The following is a 16627-nucleotide window of genomic DNA, read 5'->3' on the forward strand; positions in this document are numbered from 1 at the left end:
GCCGGTGCTGCGACTCGGCGTCACCGCCATACCTGCTCAGCGAAGAGTGACGTCCTCGTCGCGGAACTGTCGGAAGCTGGACATGAAGAACCAGAAGACGGCACCTTGGACGAGTCCGAACAGCAGTGTCTGCCACCAGCTGAACATCCCATTGCTCCAGCCGAGGAAACTCATCCCGAAGTAGATCAGCGGGAAGGCTACTGCCACAAACACACCGAGCTGGATGCTCTGGCGATCCCTGAGTAGCTTCTTCATAGGTTTCTCACGCTACCCAATGAGCCTCATTTCGCAAGTATGTTTGCTGAATATGCTGTCTCGTGAGGCACTTTTCGGCACCAATCGGCGTTCGCAGGGGAAGTTCGCGCAGCGAGTTCGAGCGTCCCTCACCGGTTCTCGCACACCACCGCGTTGCGGAGGGGTGTTTCGGCACGAACGGTGACTGATGCCCAGCGGACTGTAGGACGTGCCACCAACGGGAGGCGGTGGCACGAACGGTGAGAGCTGCTCACGGTGAGCGACGCCCTGCGACTCGAGCGGTGAAGGTCAACCTCCGCTCGCCTACCGGCCTGTGGTGATCGAGTCGTCGGTGATGCCGCGAGCCCGACGTTCCTCGAGGCGAGCTCGCTGCGGCTCAACGACGTGCCTGGGGTCCTTCGTCGATTCGATGCCGGCTTCCAACACACCGAAACGCGTGTACGCCGAGGCGGCCGCCAAGGCTGCACCGGAAACGACGGACAGCCCCCGCAGCACAGCCCGAGTCTTCCAGCCGCCACCGAGCTTCTTCGCGAACACCCGCGCGCCCACCTCGGCGACGGCGGTGCCGATGGCTCCGGCGATGAGCAGCTTCTCGGCGCGGTGGAGCTTGTGACCCGGTTCGCCGTCGTCCATCGGATCGACCTCGGCCGGATGCATGCGCTTCTTCATCGCCGACATCGCATAAGCCTCTCCGGCGGTCCCGGCGAGCGCGAGCAGCCGGGCCGGGCCGGTCTGACCCACCGGAGCCAACGCCATTGCGGCACCACCGGCGGCCATCGACGCCGAGGACACGAACACATACGGCAGACCGTTGCGACCGGCGGCGTTCCAGGTCGGAACCGCCGTCGCGCCCAGAAGCACAGCGGTATATGCGGCCAACGGTGTGGCGAAGAACGCGGACTCAACCGCAGCCGGCGTCTCCAGACCATGGAGCACCTTCCGCAGAGGTCCCAGAGGCAGCAGCTTCTCGCCGGTGATCCGGTCGAGTTCGATCGCGAAGGTCACGCCCGATCCGACGCCGAAGCCCGAGAGGATCCACACTCCCAAGCTCATCGGCGAGGAGACCTTGACGACGCGCATCATGTTGAGGAACCGCTCAGGCCTGCCGAGGTCGGCCACGAGAGCGACACCGCCGATGCCGGTCGCCGCAATGGCGGTCATCCGGGAGGCAATGCGCAGGCCCGGCCGATCGGTCAGCTGCGCACCGTAGCCCAACAGAGACGATCCCCCGGCCAGACCGCCGAGGAACAGGTACGCACTGATCTCATCGCCCCACGGCGGAGCCTTGACGATCGGTCGACCGTAGTAGGACGTGAACTCGACATCCTCGACCATCGGCATCTCACGGTTGCCGTCGGCACCGCGGTTCTTCCACCCGCCGCCGCGACCGCCCCTTCGACCACGGGGACCGTCAGGTCCGCTGGGACCGCCACGGCCGCCTCGGCGACGTTTCTTCCGTCCGCCTTCCGGCTCGGGTGGGCGGTAGGAATCGTATTCTGAGGTGCTCATGAACGGCGGCTCCCGAGGAACGCGAGCCCGGCCGCGGCGACCATGCCCAACGCCGCGATCCCGGCGTTGGCGTACATCTTCGGCAGGTCCTTCGTCGCGACTCGCGGGTCCGGCGGCAGGCCGTAGACCTCGGGTTCGTCGAGGAGGAGGAACACGGACCCTGTGCCGCCGACCCCGTCGTTCGGGTTCGCTCCGTAGAGGCGGGCCTCGGTCAGGCCCTTCTCGTGCAGTGTGGCCACACGGTCATGTGCCTGGGCGACCATGTCGTCCCGGTCGCCGAACTTGATCGACTGGGTCGGGCAGGTCTGGGCGCATGCCGGTTCCTGGCCCTCGACGAGGCGGTCATAGCAGAGGGTGCACTTGTTCGCCGTGCCCGCATCCGGCACGTCCATGTCCGCGGCTTTGCGATCGTCCCGGTCGGTGGGGGTGTTGATCGTGCCGTCGTCTCGGCGCTCGATGACGCCGAACGGACAGCCGGCCACACAGGTGCCGCAGCCGTTGCAGACGTCGTTCTGGACGACGACGGTGTCGAACTCGGTACGGAAGAGCGCGCCGGTCGGACACACGTCGAGGCAGCCGGCGTGGGTGCAGTGTTTGCACACGTCCGAGGACATCAGCCACCGGAAGTCCGCGGTGTCCGGCGGTGTCGTATCGACGCCGGTGAAGTCATCGGGGTCGCTCGGCTCCAAGGCACCGGGGGCCAACAGGTCGACTCCGAGCTCAGGAGTCGTCGGCAGTCCGGCGGAGGTTCGACCTTCGGCCGCCGCCCCCAAGGCCCCATCGAGCGGCTGCGCGGCAGCAGACTCATCGGTGCGCGGACGGATCGTGGGCATGCCGAGATTGACGAGCTTGCGCCCGGATTCGCGAGCCTTCTCGATGCGGTCGGAATCCTGTTCGATGAACGCGACGTGCCGCCACGTGTTCGCCCCGAGGCTGCCCGTGTTGTCATACGAGGAACCGAGCAGTTCGAAGGTGCCGTCCTGCGGGTTGCGGTTCCACTCTTTGCACGCGACTTCGCAGGCCTTGCAGCCGATGCAGATCGAGGTGTCGGTGAAGAATCCCTTGCGGCTGTGCGCGGAATCGTGCCAGTGCCCGTCCGCGAGCGTGCCTCCATCGATCGTCGGTGTCGACATCAGTCCTCCTCCTCGTTCTCCTGCCGGTCCCGGGCCGCGCGGGCGCGAGCTTCGGCCTCGGCCACCTCGGTGTCGGCGATCGCACTGCCGTCGGCGTGCCGTCCGTGGTCGGGGTCGCCGTCGCTGGGGTCCCCGTCGTCGGCGCGGTTCGACACCGCAGTCTCGGCGGGTTCGGTGGGCTCGGCGGGTTCGGTCGCCTCGGTGGGTTCGATGGTGATCCTACCGCTGCGATCATCGGCACTGTCGACCGTCGCCGAGGCGTCGGTGTCGCCCTCGCCGGATCCACTCGCCGAGGCGGTCGTGCCGTCCCGATCGGAGGCTCCATCCCGTCCCCCGTCCAAGGTCTTGCCGGGGGTGACGCCGACGGCCGAGTCGCCGCCTCGGTGAGCGTGCCCACCGGCGCTGCGGCCCTGCCCGGTGCCATGGGCGGCCGCGACATCCTCGGCGGACACCGTGACCTGCTGGTTTCCGGATTCGGGACTGAGCCCGGCCTCGCGTTGGTACTTCTCGACGAAGTCGACGAGTTCGGGTCCGCGGGGTCGGCGGCCGGGCATGATCGTTCCGGCCACGTACTTGCTGTTCTGGATGTAGACGTTGGGGTCCATCGTCACTCCGAGCAGGTCGTTGGCGGAATCGCCTTCGACGACGGCGCCCTGACCGCCCACGCCCCAGTGGTAGGGCAGACCGATCTGGTGGACGGTCTTCCCCCCGATGGTCAGCGGGGTCATCCGCTTCGTCACGAGCACACGGGCCTCGATGGCCGCCCGCGGGGAGACCAGGGTGGCCCAGCCGTAGGGCTCGAGTCCCACCTCGGCGGCGAGTTCCGGTGAGATCTCGCAGAACATCTCCGGCTGCAGCTCCGACAGGTACGGCAGCCACCGGGACATGCCTCCGGCGGTGTGGTGCTCGGTGAGCCGGTAGGTCGTGAACACGTAGGGGAAGACCTCGGATCCGGGCACTCCGGCACCGGGTGCGGACAGGTTGTCCTCACGACGCATGACCATCCGGGTCGGGCTGTTCTGCTGCGCATACAGCGGGTTCGACACCGTCGATTCCTGCGGCTCGTAGTGCGTGGGCATCGGACCGTCGACCATGCCGCTGGGCGCGAACAGCCACCCCTTGCCGTCGGCCTGCATGATGAACGGATCGTCACCGTCGAGGTGGGCGGGCCCGCCGTAGGCCTGGTCCGACCGCGCCGCCGGGGCCCGGTCGATCGGGAAGTCGGGCACGTCCTTGCCCGTCCACTTCCCGGCCTCGTCGTCCCACCACACGAACTTCTTCCGCTCCGACCAGGGAGTTCCGTCGGGTGCGGCCGAGGCACGGTTGTACAGGATGCGACGGTTCGCCGGCCAGGCCCACGCCCATTCGGCGGCGGTCTCGTCCTGCTCATCCCGCGGTTTGCGGCGGGCGGCCATGTTCTGGCCACCGGCATAGACGCCGGCGTAGATCCAGCAGCCTCCGGCGGTGGTGCCGTCGTCGGTCATCTGGTTGAAGTTGTCCAAGGGCTCGCCGTCGCGGTCGCCGCCGACGAAGTAGCCGTTGATCTCCCTGACGACCGCCTCGGCGTCGACTTCGCCTTCGTCGTCGACCGGGTAGTCCCAGGTCAGGTCGAGCAGCGGTCGATCGCGGGGGTCATCGGAGTTCTTCAGCTTCTCGCGCACGGCTTGGCCGAGTTCGTAGAAGAAGTCGAGTTCGCTCTGCGCGTCCCCGGGCGGGTTGACGGCCTTGTGGCGCCACTGCACGAGACGCTGGGTCTGCGTGAAGGTGCCGGCCTTCTCCGTGTGGTTGGCTGCGGGCAGGAAGAACATCTCGGTGTCGATGTCCTCGGTCTTCAGCTCCCCGGTCTCGATCTCGGGACCGTCCTTCCACCAGGTGGCGGATTCGATGAGGCTGAAGTCGCGCACGACCATCCACTTCAGGTGACTCATCGCCCTGCGCTGCATCCGGCCGTTCGCCGATCCCACGGCCGGGTTCTGACCGAGCAGGAAGTACCCGTCGACGCCGTCATTGAGCATGCGCACCTGCGTCTGGTAGGTGCCGTGGGCGCCGTTGATGCGCGGCAGATAGTCGAAGGCGAAGTCGTTGTCCGCAGTCGCCGCATCGCCCCACCAGGCCTTGAGCAGGCTGGTGGTGTAGGCACGACCGTTGGCCCAGTAGCCCTTGTGGGTCTCCGGGGTGCCGACGGCGGCGACATAGTCGTCGAAGGTGTCGTGGACTCCGGCGCTGGGCATCGGCAGGTAGCCGGGCAGCAGATTGAACAGGGTCGGAATATCGGTCGATCCCTGGATCGTCGCGTGCCCGCGCAGCGCCATGATTCCGCCGCCCGGGCGACCCATGTTGCCCAGCAGGAGCTGGAGGATCGAGGCGGTACGGATGAATTGCGCGCCGAGGCTGTGCTGGGTCCAGCCGACCGCGTACGCGAAGCACGTGGTCCGCTCCCGGCCCGAGTTCTCGGTCACCGATTCGTAGAGGTAGTCGAAGTCTGCGGGTCTGATTCCGCAGTTCTCCTCGACCATCTCAGGCGTGTAGCGCGAATAGTGGCGGCGGAGGATCTGGAAGACCGTCTTCGGGTCTTCCAGGCTCGGATCCGTCCGCGGAGCGCCGTGCTCGTCCGTCTGGTACGACCAGGTCGAGTTCTCGTACGAGTTCGTGTCCGGGTCGAACCCGGAGAACAGCCCGTCGAGATCCTCGGTGTCGACGTAGTCGTCGCTGATGAGGTTCGCGGCGTTCGTGTAGGCACGCACATACTCGTCGAAGTGCCTGCCTTCGCTCAGCAGTCGGTTGATGAGCGCACCGAGCAGCACGATGTCGGAGCCGGCCCGGATGGGCACGTGCTTGTCGGCGATCGCGGTGGTGCGCGTGAAACGAGGATCGACGTGGATGATGCGGGCACCCCGGGCCTTGGCCTCACTCACCCATTGGAAGCCCACCGGGTGGCACTCTGCCATATTGGAGCCCTGGATGATGATGCAGTCCGCATTCGCCATATCCTGGACGGGTTGAGTGGCGCCGCCGCGCCCGAACGAAGTTCCCAGACTGGGAACGGTGGCGGAGTGTCAAATGCGCGCCTGGTTCTCGATCTGTATCGCCCCGGCCGCGGTGTAGAGCTTCTTCGCGAGGTAGTTCTCCTCGTTGTCGATGGTCGCCCCGCCGAGGCTGGCGATGCCCATCGTCCGCCGCAGCGGGTGGCCTTTGTCGTCGACGTCTTCCCAGTGGTTGCGGCGGGCTTCGATGAATCGGTCGGCGATCATGTCGATCGCGGTCGACAGGTCGATCTTCGTCCAGTCCTTGGCCTTCGGAGCCCGGTAGAGGACGTCGGTGACACGACCGGGAGCGTTGACGAGCTGTTCGCTGGCTGCGCCCTTCGGACACAGGCGACCGCGTGAGATCGGTGAGTCCGGGTCGCCTTCGATCTGCACGACCTTGTCGTCCTTGACGAAGATCTTCTGCCCGCAGCCGACGGCGCAGTAGGGGCACACGGATTGGACGACCTTGTCGGCCGTGACCGTACGTGGGGTGGTGTCCCGAGTCTGCTGGGACACGACGGATTCGCCGCGTCCCGTCTTATCCGACGTGCGCAGCTGCCGGAGTACCGGCCACTCGAGGAAGCTGAACCGAGCCATGGCACCACCTTAGCCCCTCACGGGGCGGAAATGCACCAGGTGAGACCGGGTTTTCGATTGGGTCTCAGGAGCTGGGAATGCCCGGTTCGCCGAGGCGGCTGCGCGGTCGATCATGACCGCGCAGCCGCCTCGGTGCTGGGTGCCGGGTTCGGGTCTCTGGGTTCAGGTCGCCTGGTTCAGACCCGGCGGGCCAGGAGGATTGCGTCCTCGAGTTCGGCGAGCTCGCCCGACGGGGAGGTCGCCTGCCTGGTGCGGGTGTCGGCGAGTTCGATCTCCCACCGGTGCGGGCTGGCGCCGATGAGGAGGGCGAAGTCTCCGTTCGGGCTGACCAGTTCATGGTGGTGGTCCATGCCGTGCTCGAACTTCTCGCTGTGTTCGGCGGCCCACGGCGGCATCGTCGCGTGGGAGACGAGGAGGAGTGCCCCACCCGGTGCCACGTGCGCGGCGACGCGGGTCAGCAGTTCCTCTCGGGTGTCCGGCAACCGGGTGTGGAGGAAGGATCCGGTGACGAGGTCGAAGCCGCCTCGGCGATCGGGGTCCTCCGGTTCCCAGGTGGAGACGTCGGCGACGACGAATTCGGCGGAGATTCCGCGGGATTCGGCGGCCCGGCGGGCACGGTCGATGGCCGTGGTCGACAGGTCGATGCCGGTGGCGTCCCAGCCGTTGTCGGCCATCCAGACGATGTCGGCGCCTTCACCGCAGCCGACGTCGAGGACGCGGCCGGGGGTCATCTCGGAGACGACGGCGACGAGGGATTCGTTCGGGTTTCCGGACCAGATGGCGTCGTCGCCCTCGGCGTAGCGCTCTTCCCAGGCGGCCACGGAATCGGGCGCGCCGGTATTGCCTGCGTCGGTTCTGTCTGAGTGGGTGTGGTCATTGTGGCTGCTGGTCGCGGTCACTTGTCGACGCCCGGGTCGGCAGGGATCGAATCGGGTGCGGCACCGTCCGCTCCGTCGGTCTCTGCGGCAGCGGCGGCTTCCTGCTTGGCCAGTTCGGCACGGACTTCGTCCATGTCGAGTCCCTTGACCGCGGTGATGACCTGGTCGAGCTGCGGGGCGGCGAGCGCGCCGGGCTGGGCGAAGACGACGATGCCCTGGCGGAAGGCGACGAGGGTCGGGATCGAGGAGATCGCGAAGAGTCCGGCCAGCTGCTGCTGGGCTTCGGTGTCGATCTTGCCGAAGACGATGTCGGGGTTGGCCTCGGCGGCCTGTTCGTAGACCGGGGCGAACTGTTTGCAGGGGCCGCACCAATCGGCCCAGAAGTCGAGGAGGATGATCTCGTTGTCGTTGATGGTCGACTCGAAGTTGTCTTGCGTGATTTCGATCGTAGACATGCGACCCAGTCTAGGAGCCGCGGATGAATATCGCCTGGACGGGAGGTCATCGACGGCTCCCTGCCGGCTTCGGCCGGGGCAACCAGCGCTGCCGCAGCCGGGGACGGCCCGAGCCGATTCAGCCGACGAGGTCCGCGATCGGTTCGTCGTCGATGATGGCGGTGAACACGGCATCCGCCTCGGCGGATTTGACCACTCGGTTGGGGTCCTCCGGCGCCGCGGTCCAGGGCATGATCTCGAAGGTGATGTCGTCCTCGGGCACGGAAGCCACCGTCGTGGCCAGGGAGGCCAGCGAACGCATCGAGTCGAGTTCGTCGTCGACGCCGATCGTCGAGGTCACGGCGTCGAGGAATCCGTAGAGGCGGTCGGGCCGGGTGAGGACTTGGCCGCTCTTGGCGCGGTCGATGATGGCCTCCATGACCATCTGCTGGTTGCCCATTCGGGAGATGTCGCTGCCATCGCCCACGGCGTGCCGCGTCCGGGCCAGGGCTAGGGCGTCGTCACCGCCGATCGTCTGGTGGCCGGCGGGCAGGTCGAGGTTCGCCTTCGGGTCGGTGAGAGGTTCGTCGAGGTCGACGGTGATCCCGTCGAGCGCGTCGACGATCGCTGAGAATCCGTCGAAGTCGACGTTGATGAAGTGGTCGACGCGCACCCCGGTGAGTTCCTCCGCCGCTGACACGGAGCAGGCCGGCCCCGCATTGAGAGCCGAGTTGATCATCCCGTGCGTGGACGCTGACGCGCCGTGGCCGGTGTCGTCGCAGGCGGGTATGTCCATGATCGTGTCACGTGGGATCTGCACGGCGTCGATGCGACCGCCGTCCGCGGCGACGTGAGCGAGGATCATCGCATCGCTGCGGGCACCTTCAGCGCCGCCGAATCCTTGCGCCGAGGCGGCCCCGGAGGTCGCGGCGGAACCCGAGTCAGAGCCATCGGAGGCCTCCTTCGCCGAGTCGAGATCGCGGGTGTCGGATCCGATGATGAGGACGTTCGTCTCATCGGTGAGCTTCTCCGGTACGTCGCCGCCGTGGGCGCGCAGCGGGGACGAGGTGAGATTCGCGCCGAGGTTGTGCACCGCCACCGCGATCGTCACCGGGGCGCCGATGATGAGGACCGCAGCCACGGCGACGAAGGTGCGCCGGCGCCGGTACTTCGCGGCAAGACGTCGCTGTCGGCGGGGTCCTGGCGGCGGTGTTTCTCGGTTGTCCACGGTTCGGGTGCTCCTGCGTCCGGGGTCACGGCGGATTGCATACAAAACGGAATGTATACAATCCTAAACACCTGTCCGGTCGAGTGCACATCGCTGTGTGCCATCTCTCGACTGAAATCATTCGACCGAAATCACCCGCAGAGCGATCACTCTGTTATGCTGGAACTGTTCTCGCACAGAAATGTGCGGAGCAGATGGTGTCTCAAGAGCAGGTAGATTCGCTCGTCACCATGTGTTTGCCCGTCGGCGCGTGTCTGCCTTCCGCGCCCTTCATGATTTTTCCCAATTCAGTCGTTTGACGACTTCCGTCCGCACTTTCGAGTGCATGATCGAAACCGAGTATCCCCGCGATTTCGTCCGAGACAGAGACCTCACATCAGAGACCTCATCCTCACCAGCGATTCCGAGTCCTCGGTTCACCCACAGATTTTCGTTGGATCTGCGTCTGAAGATCCAGTCCAGCCAGCGGGAAAGCCGGATCCAGCATTGGGTTCGACCATCACGATCGCAGCAGCGGTCATCAGTTAAAAAATAAGGATACAAAGATTATGGCAACAGGTACCGTGAAATGGTTCAACGCGGAAAAGGGTTTCGGATTCATCCAGCCTGACGACGGTTCGGCTGACGTGTTCACCCACTTCTCCGCGATCGAAGCCACCGGCTACCGCGAGCTCACCGAGGGTCAGAACGTCGAGTTCGACTCGGAGATGGGCTCCAAGGGCCTGCAGGCGACCCGCGTCCGCGGCCTCTGAGACTCTTTGAGAGTCTCACCTAGAGACTTCTGAGATTCACCAGCGACCCTGTGTTCACCCACTTGGTGTGAACGCAGGGTCGCTGTCATCTCCTCCCCAATTGCTACCTGACGGCGGCTCAGCAACCTGGCGCGAGGTTGCTGAGCCGCCGTCACCGGCGTTGACAGGCACCCTTGCTCTATTTAGAGTCGGTGCCAACGACCGTGAACCCTGACTATGGAGGAGCGATGAAGCACTCGGTACTCACCCGTTGGATCGTCGCATTCATCCTGCTTGCCGCCGCCTGCATACTGAGTTCCCAGACGGCCCCGTTCCATGACTTTGCCGCGTTTCTGTGGTTCTTCGCCCTCGTACTCATGATCACAGCCACGACACTCGCGGTCATCCGTGAACGCCGGCGACGCCGATCTGGCTGAACACTCCGGCAGCTCCAGGCACATCGCCCCGCCCGGTTATCCTGAACTCATGCCGCCCCGCAACACTCCTCGTCTGCACCTGCGGGAGATGACCGACGACGATCTCGACGAGATGGCCGCCCTCCTCGGCGATTCGCGAGTGATGGAGTATTACCCTCACCCCAAAGACCGCACCGAGGTGGCTGAGTGGATCCGCTGGAGCCGGCGTAGCTATGCCGAGCACGGGTTCGGACTGTGGCTCGTCGAAACCCGGACCGGAGAATTCATCGGCGACTGCGGCCTCACCTGGCAGACCGTCAATGGCATCCCTCACCTCGAGGTCGGCTACCACGTCAAGGCCGCGGCCCAAGGCAAGGGATTCGCCACCGAGGCGGCGCGGGCCTGCGTCGATCACGCCCGTGATCTCGCCGTCAGTCCCGTCCTCGTCGCCGTCATCCACCACGACAACCGGCCGTCGCAGCGAGTGGCCGACAAGCTCGGAATGCACCGCAACCCCGACCTCCGACACAAGTCCCCGGTCCATGACGTGTTCTCACTGGACCTGTGATCTCCCTAATTACTACCCGACGGGGGCCCAGATACCTCGCGCGAGGTTGCTGAGCCGCCGTCGGGTAGCAATTAATGGTTGTTTAGGAGGGCGAGGAAGTCGTCGACTCCGGTGAGGTCGATGTCGTTTCGCCGTCTGGTTTCCCACGCTTCGCGGGTCAGGCGCCAGCGTTGGATGAGGCCCGGCTCGCCGCGGCGGATGTCCCATTCGACACCGTTGTGCTCATAACCCAGGTTCTCGGATACACGGTTCGACCCGACGTTGTCGACGAAGGCATCGGAACCGGCCTCTCTCGCCCCGAGTCCGGCGAAGGCGAGATGCAGCAGAGCACTGCGCATCTCCGTGCCGAGGCCGCGACCACGCACATCCGTCGACAGCCAGGAGAAGGTGGCGAAGGTGCCGCAGGTATCGAACTTCTCGGCAATGAGGTCCTGCATCCCCACGGGCTCACCGTCGACGATCACGGCGAACGCCAACCGGAACTCGGCGGGAGAGAAACGCCCGCGTCCGCGCCACACACTCTGGAGCCATCTGCTCACCCGCACGTCCGGGTCGGATTCGTAGAACGACATCGGATCATCGTAGGGAGCGGGTTCCGCGAAGACCTTGCCATCGCGGACCAGCGGAGCAAGTTCCGCCAACCTCTCATCACTGGCACCGACGAGCTCGAGTCGGGGCGTCCTCACCCTAATCTGCAGTGGCGGGTAGCCGATCATGCAACCAACCTAAGCCAGCCGGCCCGAATCCACAATGGTCAGGCGACTGCGGGTAGCGTAGGGATCGACTCTCAGATGCCGATGACAGGTGGTGGCCCATGACCGAACTCGATCGCCCGACCCCGACGACCGTCCTCTTCGACCTCGGCAATGTCCTCATTGGCTGGGACCAGACAGGACCTCTGGCAGATCGCATGAGTGCCGAGGACTGGCAGTCCTTCGCCGAGGCGGCCGATTTTCCCGCGCTCAACACCGCAGTTGATTCCGGGGTTCCGATCACCGAGATCATCGAACGCGCCGCCGAGGCGGATCCCCGCCACGGTGAGATCGTCGCCGGCTACTACGAGCACTTCGAAAAGTCGCTGACCGGTCCGATCGACGGCATGGCCGAGATCGTCGCGCAGTTGCGCGACTCCGGTATCCGCCTGCTCGGACTCTCGAACTGGTCGGCCGAGACCATTCATCACGCTCCCGCCGTCGCCCCGGCGATCAGTGAACTCGAAGACATCGTCGTCTCGGGCCGAGTCGGCCTCGTCAAACCCGATCCGGCGATCTTCGAACTGACCCGAGACCGTTTCGGCCTCGACCCGGCCCGAACGGTCTTCGTCGATGATCTGCCCGCCAACGTGGAGGCAGCCGAAAGCCTCGGCTTCATCGGCCATGTGTTCTCAGGAGCCGCCGAGTTGCGGACGGATCTTGCCGAACGAGGGCTGCTCACTCCCTAGGACGGTCACTTCGCACCGTCGGACCAGCGCCCCTGAACGGGCCCCTCCCCGCTGATACCGTGAACTCATCCGCGCCTGGAGACTCCACCCGCCGCCTGAACAGGAGACACGATGACGACACCCGCATTCCTCGACTCCATCGATTCCCAGCTGGACTGGCAGCGTGAGGTCTACAAAGACCTTCACCGCCACCCTGAAGTCAGCCTCGACGAGCACAGGACCGCCGAGCGCCTCGCCGCAGAGCTCACCGACCTCGGCCTCGAAGTCACCCGGATCTCGGATACCGGGCTGGTGGCCGTCATCGACAACGGCACCGGGCCCACCGTTCTCGCACGAGCCGATATCGATGCCCTCCCCGTCACCGAAGACACCGGCCTCGACTTCGCGTCCGAGGTCGACGGAGTCATGCACGCCTGCGGTCACGATATGCATGCCGCCGCTCTCCTCGGCGCGGTCCGACTGCTCAAAGAGAACCAAGATGCCTGGTCAGGCACGTATATCGCGCTCTTCCAGCCGGCAGAGGAGAACGCGGCGGGAGCGAAGGCGATGATCGGCGACGGGCTGACGGACACGGTTCCGACCCCCGATGTGGCCCTGGCCCAGCATGTCATGCCGCTGCCGGCCGGCACGATCTTCACCGCTTCCGGTCCGGTGATGTCGGCCGGTGATTCGGTGAAGATCACGGTCTTCGGCCGCGGCGCCCACGGGTCGATGCCGCACCTGTCCATCGACCCCGTGGTGCTCGCGGCCTCGATCGTGCTGCGCCTGCAGACCATCGTGTCCCGGGAGACCGAACCGGGTGAGTTCGCCGTCGTCACCGTCGGTGCGTCGAACGCCGGATCGAAGTCGAACATCATCCCAGATCGCGCCGAGCTGCTGCTCAATGTCCGCACCTACGACACCGCGGTGCGGGCGAGGGTCATCGCGTCGATCGAGCGCATCGTCCGCGGCGAATGCGAGGCCGCCGGGACCCCGAAGGAACCGAGGTTCGAGTACTTCGACCAGTTCCCGCTCACGGACAACAGTGAGGCCGTCAATGACACCGTCACCGAGGCGCTCACCGAGTACTTCGGCGCCGAGGCGGTGCTCGAGGCGACACCTGCGACCGCGTCCGAGGACTTCAGCGAGCTGCCGAATGCCTTCGGCATCCCCTATGCCTATTGGTTCGTCGGGTCCTTCGATGCCGAGAAGTACCAGGCCGCCGAGGAGGCCGGAACCGTGCTCACGGATGTTCCGGCCAATCATTCGCCGTTCTTCGCCCCCGAACTCGACCCGACACTCGAGATTGCGACGAAGGCACAGGTCGTCGGCGCCTTGGCCTACCTCGGCAGCTGAACTCGCCTGGTCTCCCCGCGGCCCGGGATCGGTCGCGTGGAGACAGCAGGCTCACTGATCAGTTGATTCACTCGTCGATCGTGCGCACGACGTGTGCCGGTGATCCGACGACGACGGCCCGGTCCGGCTCCATCTCATGGTTGAGGGTGGCCAGCATCGTGTTGTGTCCGATGAGCGTGTCATCGCCGATCATGATGCCGCCCTGGTCCTGGAAGCTGCACCCGGAGTTGATGAAGATCCGCTGCCCCAGGGTGATGTTCTTCCCGAAGTCCGAGTGGAACGGGGGAAACTTCGTCACGGACGGATCGATCGGGCGGCCCGTCAGTTCGGCCAGCAGCGCTCGAACCTCGTCGGGTTCGTGATAGCTGCCGTTGATCTCGGCCGTGATGCGCAGCGCTTCCTGGCTGGTGCGTGGCATGGCCTCGTGCAATGGTGAACCGACTGTGATCGTCTCTCCGGCGTTGAGCGCTGTGAGCAGATCGTTCAGTTCCACCGTGTCACCTTTTCCCGCCGACACCTGATGACGTACTTATGGTTTGAGCAGGACCTTGACGGCTTCGCGACTGTCCATCGCCGCATAGGCGGTCGCGGCGTCGTCGAGGCTCATCGTCTGGTCGAAGACCTTGCCCGGGTCGATCGTTCTGTTCCAGATGAGGTCGATGAGGTCCGGCAGGAAACGGCGAACCGGTGCCGGCCCGCCGTGCAGGTGAACGAGGCCGAAGAACAGCTCCCCTCCGGGCAGTTCGACGTCGTGTGAGACGCCGACATAGCCGACGTGACCGCCCGGTCGGGTCGACTGGATCGCCTGCATCATCGATTCCTGTGAGCCGACCGCCTCGATGGCGCTGTGGACGCCGAGCCCGTCGGTGAGTTCCCTGATCTTCGCCACTCCGGCGTCGCCGCGTTCTTCGACGATATGGGTGGCACCGAATTCGCGGGCGAGGTTCTGCCTGTCGGCGTGACGGCTCATGGCGATGATCGTCTCCGCCCCCATCTGCTTGGCCGCGAGGACTCCCATCAGTCCGACCGCGCCATCGCCGATGACGGCGACCGATTTCCCGGGTCCCACCTCGGCGGCGTCCGCGGCGAACCACCCGGTGCCGAGCACATCGGATGCGGCCAGCAGGGACGGGATGAGGTCGTCATCGGGCTGTCCCGGCGTGGCGACCAGGGTGCCGTCGGCATGGGGGATGCGGGCGATTTCGGCCTGGGTGCCGATCCCACCGTCGACGAACATGCCGTTGACGCAGCGTGACTGGTAGCCGGCGGCGCAGATCTGGCAGGTGTTGTCCGAGATGACGAATGATCCGACGACGAAGTCACCGGGTTTGACGGTGCGCACCTCGTCGCCGACCTGATCGACGATGCCGACGTATTCGTGGCCCATCAGCTGCTGGTCCGGTGCGTCCGCACCACGGTAGGGCCACAGGTCCGATCCGCAGACACAAGCGGCCACAACACGAATGACCGCATCGGTGGGTGCCTCGATGGTCGGATCGGGTCGTTCTTCGACCCGGACGTCGCCGGGCCCGTGCATGATCACTCCGCGCATTGTTCTCTCCTTGAAACGTTCGGTTCTTCGGTTCTGTTTGTCAGGCTCAGCCCCGCGGACGATTCACGTCCGCTTCGGCGTCGGTCTGGGTTCGGTCTCCCGCGAGACCGAAGTCGGGGTGGTGGTTGGTGTCCGATGCCGCCCAGGAAGCGAGCAGACGCACCCGCTGCTCCGAATCCGACCCCGGTTCCGGGGTGTAGATGATCAGCGCGAGTCCGTCTTCGGCGGTGATTCGCAGCTCTTCGAAGGCGAGGTCGAGTTCACCGACGACGGGATGGTTGAAGCGCTTCATTCCCGTCCCGTGTGTGCGGACGTCGTGCTGGGCCCACAGAGTTCTGAACGTCTCGCTCTGGGTCGACAGCTCACCGACGAGGTCCTGGATCCCGCGATTGTGCGGATCCTTCCCTGCCGCACTCCGGATGATCGCCACGCACATCTGGGCGAAGAGGTCCCAATCCGGATAGAAGTCCCTCGAGGCGGGGTCGAGGAATTGGAATCGCGCCAGGTTCGGTGTCCGGCCGCCATCTCCGATGATCGGTGAATAGAATGCGCGGCCGAGGTCGTTGACGGCGACCATGTCCTGCATATCGTTGCGGACGAAGGCGATCGAGTCCGTGATCGAATCGAGCATCCAGAACAGCGTCTCGTGCGGGGGACGCTGGACGGTCACTGGTCGGCGCCTGCGACCCGAGGTCGGGATGCCGTCGGCGGCGCGGGCAAGATCGACGAGGTGGCTCCGCTCGGTGTCGTCGAGCATGAGGGCCTCGGACAGTGCTTCGAGGACTGCCGCGGATGCCCCTGCGATGGCGCCGCGTTCGAGCTTCGAATAGTACTCGACGCTCAGTCCTGCCAGCGCCGCGACCTCGCTGCGACGCAGTCCCGGAACCCGTCTCGTGCCGTGTGAGGGAAGGCCCACGCGATCGGGGGTGATCTTCGCCCGCCGCGACATGAGGAATTCGCGTACTTCGGCTCGGTTGTCCATGTTTCCAGGTTAGACGTGTTCTCGCCTGTGAGGGATACCCTGTCAGGGAACCTCTGAGCCGCATCGAGGGTCTCTCCTACGACATCGTTCCCTGCGGTTCGGGCATCCGATCCCGGTCATAGGTGATCGTCGAATACCCATGGGGAATCGGGGTGCCGTCCGCATCGACCCCGACGAACACGATCTTGTCGATGCTGAGGATGGATCTGCGCGTGATCATATTGCGCACCCGGGCCCTCATCGTCAGTGAGGTTCGCCCGAAATGCGTGGCGATGAGTCCCATCTCGATGAGATCGCCCTCCCTCGCCGAAGCCTGGAAGTCGATCTCCGAGATCAGTTTCGTCACGACCCGGTGATTGCCGAGCTGGATGATCGCATAGATCGCAGCCTCCTCGTCGATCCATCGCAGCAGGCTGCCGCCGAAGAGGGAACCGTTGGCGTTGAGGTCTTCGGGCCGGACCCATTTGCGGGTGTAGAAGTTCATGCTTTCCGCATGGTGGGCGGGACTCGCGGGCTGGCCGACGGGACTTTCGGTGAACTGT

Annotated in this window: 15 protein-coding genes and 1 pseudogene; 4 read left to right on the plus strand and 12 right to left on the minus strand. The window is 65.5% G+C overall.

From position 1 onward, the window contains the following. Nucleotides 1-36 precede the first annotated feature (36 nt). The 7 genes and pseudogenes from QYM46_RS18510 to QYM46_RS18540 all read right to left on the minus strand — a co-directional run bounded on the left by QYM46_RS18510 (nt 37) and on the right by QYM46_RS18540 (nt 9060). A complete protein-coding gene (locus tag QYM46_RS18510; RefSeq protein WP_432790150.1) occupies nt 37-255 on the minus strand; it encodes a hypothetical protein in 219 nt (72 codons plus the stop codon). 303 nt (nt 256-558) lie between these two features. Then, a complete protein-coding gene (nrfD, locus tag QYM46_RS18515; RefSeq protein ID WP_432790151.1) occupies nt 559-1764 on the minus strand; it encodes an NrfD/PsrC family molybdoenzyme membrane anchor subunit in 1206 nt (401 codons plus the stop codon). Then, on the minus strand, nt 1761-2897 hold the full coding sequence (locus tag QYM46_RS18520; protein ID WP_169253657.1) for a 4Fe-4S dicluster domain-containing protein: 1137 nt from the start codon (nt 2895-2897) through the stop codon (nt 1761-1763). Before QYM46_RS18520 ends, nrfD begins: the two co-directional genes overlap by 4 nt. A gap of 437 nt (nt 2898-3334) precedes the next feature. Then, nucleotides 3335-6520: pseudogene (gene fdnG, locus QYM46_RS18525) on the minus strand (formate dehydrogenase-N subunit alpha); the annotation flags it as partial. Nucleotides 6521-6696: 176 nt separating this feature from the next. Continuing rightward, nucleotides 6697-7419: a class I SAM-dependent methyltransferase gene (locus QYM46_RS18530; protein WP_432790152.1), complete on the minus strand. Its 723-nt coding sequence runs from the start codon at nt 7417-7419 to the stop codon at nt 6697-6699. Next, a complete protein-coding gene (locus tag QYM46_RS18535; protein WP_432790153.1) occupies nt 7416-7853 on the minus strand; it encodes a thioredoxin family protein in 438 nt (145 codons plus the stop codon). Before QYM46_RS18535 ends, QYM46_RS18530 begins: the two co-directional genes overlap by 4 nt. Before the next feature lie 118 nt (nt 7854-7971). Continuing rightward, entirely contained in the window at nt 7972-9060 is a 1089-nt protein-coding gene (locus tag QYM46_RS18540; RefSeq protein ID WP_432790154.1) for an LCP family protein, read from the minus strand. Nucleotides 9061-9608: 548 nt separating this feature from the next. On the opposite strand from QYM46_RS18540, the gene QYM46_RS18545 reads away from it, so the two are divergent. Beyond that, nucleotides 9609-9812: a cold-shock protein gene (locus tag QYM46_RS18545; protein ID WP_025776564.1), complete on the plus strand. Its 204-nt coding sequence runs from the start codon at nt 9609-9611 to the stop codon at nt 9810-9812. A 465-nt stretch (nt 9813-10277) separates the two neighbouring features. Next, on the plus strand, nt 10278-10775 hold the full coding sequence (locus QYM46_RS18550) for a GNAT family N-acetyltransferase (RefSeq protein ID WP_432790155.1): 498 nt from the start codon (nt 10278-10280) through the stop codon (nt 10773-10775). Nucleotides 10776-10846: 71 nt separating this feature from the next. Here the strand turns inward: QYM46_RS18550 and QYM46_RS18555 are convergent, their stop codons facing one another. After that, a complete protein-coding gene (locus QYM46_RS18555) occupies nt 10847-11491 on the minus strand; it encodes a GNAT family N-acetyltransferase (RefSeq protein ID WP_432790156.1) in 645 nt (214 codons plus the stop codon). Nucleotides 11492-11589: 98 nt separating this feature from the next. Between QYM46_RS18555 and QYM46_RS18560 the strand changes: the two genes are divergently transcribed. Next, complete coding sequence (locus QYM46_RS18560) at nt 11590-12216, plus strand: HAD family hydrolase (protein WP_432790157.1); 627 nt, start codon at nt 11590-11592, stop codon at nt 12214-12216. Between the two features lie 111 nt (nt 12217-12327). Beyond that, nucleotides 12328-13551 (plus strand): amidohydrolase, encoded by a 1224-nt coding sequence (locus QYM46_RS18565; RefSeq protein WP_432790158.1) that lies wholly within the window; start codon nt 12328-12330, stop codon nt 13549-13551. Between the two features lie 67 nt (nt 13552-13618). Here the strand turns inward: QYM46_RS18565 and QYM46_RS18570 are convergent, their stop codons facing one another. The 4 genes from QYM46_RS18570 to QYM46_RS18585 all read right to left on the minus strand — a co-directional run bounded on the left by QYM46_RS18570 (nt 13619) and on the right by QYM46_RS18585 (nt 16569). Continuing rightward, on the minus strand, nt 13619-14044 hold the full coding sequence (locus tag QYM46_RS18570; protein WP_432790159.1) for an acetyltransferase (isoleucine patch superfamily): 426 nt from the start codon (nt 14042-14044) through the stop codon (nt 13619-13621). Nucleotides 14045-14080: 36 nt separating this feature from the next. Then, complete coding sequence (locus QYM46_RS18575) at nt 14081-15103, minus strand: zinc-dependent alcohol dehydrogenase family protein (RefSeq protein WP_432790160.1); 1023 nt, start codon at nt 15101-15103, stop codon at nt 14081-14083. Nucleotides 15104-15149: 46 nt separating this feature from the next. Continuing rightward, entirely contained in the window at nt 15150-16085 is a 936-nt protein-coding gene (locus QYM46_RS18580) for a helix-turn-helix transcriptional regulator (protein ID WP_169253669.1), read from the minus strand. 76 nt (nt 16086-16161) lie between these two features. After that, a complete protein-coding gene (locus tag QYM46_RS18585; protein WP_169254035.1) occupies nt 16162-16569 on the minus strand; it encodes an acyl-CoA thioesterase in 408 nt (135 codons plus the stop codon). Nucleotides 16570-16627 lie beyond the last annotated feature (58 nt).

It is taken from the genome of Brevibacterium sp. K11IcPPYGO002 (genome assembly GCF_050920635.1).
Classification (GTDB): Bacteria; Actinomycetota; Actinomycetes; order Actinomycetales; family Brevibacteriaceae; genus Brevibacterium.

Excerpts from the sequence above, each read along its gene's own strand:
- QYM46_RS18510 (WP_432790150.1), bottom strand. The coding sequence starts at position 255 with ATGAAGAAGCTACTCAGGGATCGCCAGAGCATCCAGCTCGGTGTGTTT.
- nrfD (WP_432790151.1), bottom strand. The coding sequence starts at position 1,764 with ATGAGCACCTCAGAATACGATTCCTACCGCCCACCCGAGCCGGAAGGC.
- QYM46_RS18520 (WP_169253657.1), bottom strand. The coding sequence starts at position 2,897 with ATGTCGACACCGACGATCGATGGAGGCACGCTCGCGGACGGGCACTGG.
- QYM46_RS18535 (WP_432790153.1), bottom strand. The coding sequence starts at position 7,853 with ATGTCTACGATCGAAATCACGCAAGACAACTTCGAGTCGACCATCAAC.
- QYM46_RS18545 (WP_025776564.1), top strand. The coding sequence starts at position 9,609 with ATGGCAACAGGTACCGTGAAATGGTTCAACGCGGAAAAGGGTTTCGGA.
- QYM46_RS18550 (WP_432790155.1), top strand. The coding sequence starts at position 10,278 with ATGCCGCCCCGCAACACTCCTCGTCTGCACCTGCGGGAGATGACCGAC.
- QYM46_RS18555 (WP_432790156.1), bottom strand. The coding sequence starts at position 11,491 with ATGATCGGCTACCCGCCACTGCAGATTAGGGTGAGGACGCCCCGACTC.
- QYM46_RS18560 (WP_432790157.1), top strand. The coding sequence starts at position 11,590 with ATGACCGAACTCGATCGCCCGACCCCGACGACCGTCCTCTTCGACCTC.
- QYM46_RS18565 (WP_432790158.1), top strand. The coding sequence starts at position 12,328 with ATGACGACACCCGCATTCCTCGACTCCATCGATTCCCAGCTGGACTGG.
- QYM46_RS18575 (WP_432790160.1), bottom strand. The coding sequence starts at position 15,103 with ATGCGCGGAGTGATCATGCACGGGCCCGGCGACGTCCGGGTCGAAGAA.
- QYM46_RS18580 (WP_169253669.1), bottom strand. The coding sequence starts at position 16,085 with ATGGACAACCGAGCCGAAGTACGCGAATTCCTCATGTCGCGGCGGGCG.
- QYM46_RS18585 (WP_169254035.1), bottom strand. The coding sequence starts at position 16,569 with ATGAACTTCTACACCCGCAAATGGGTCCGGCCCGAAGACCTCAACGCC.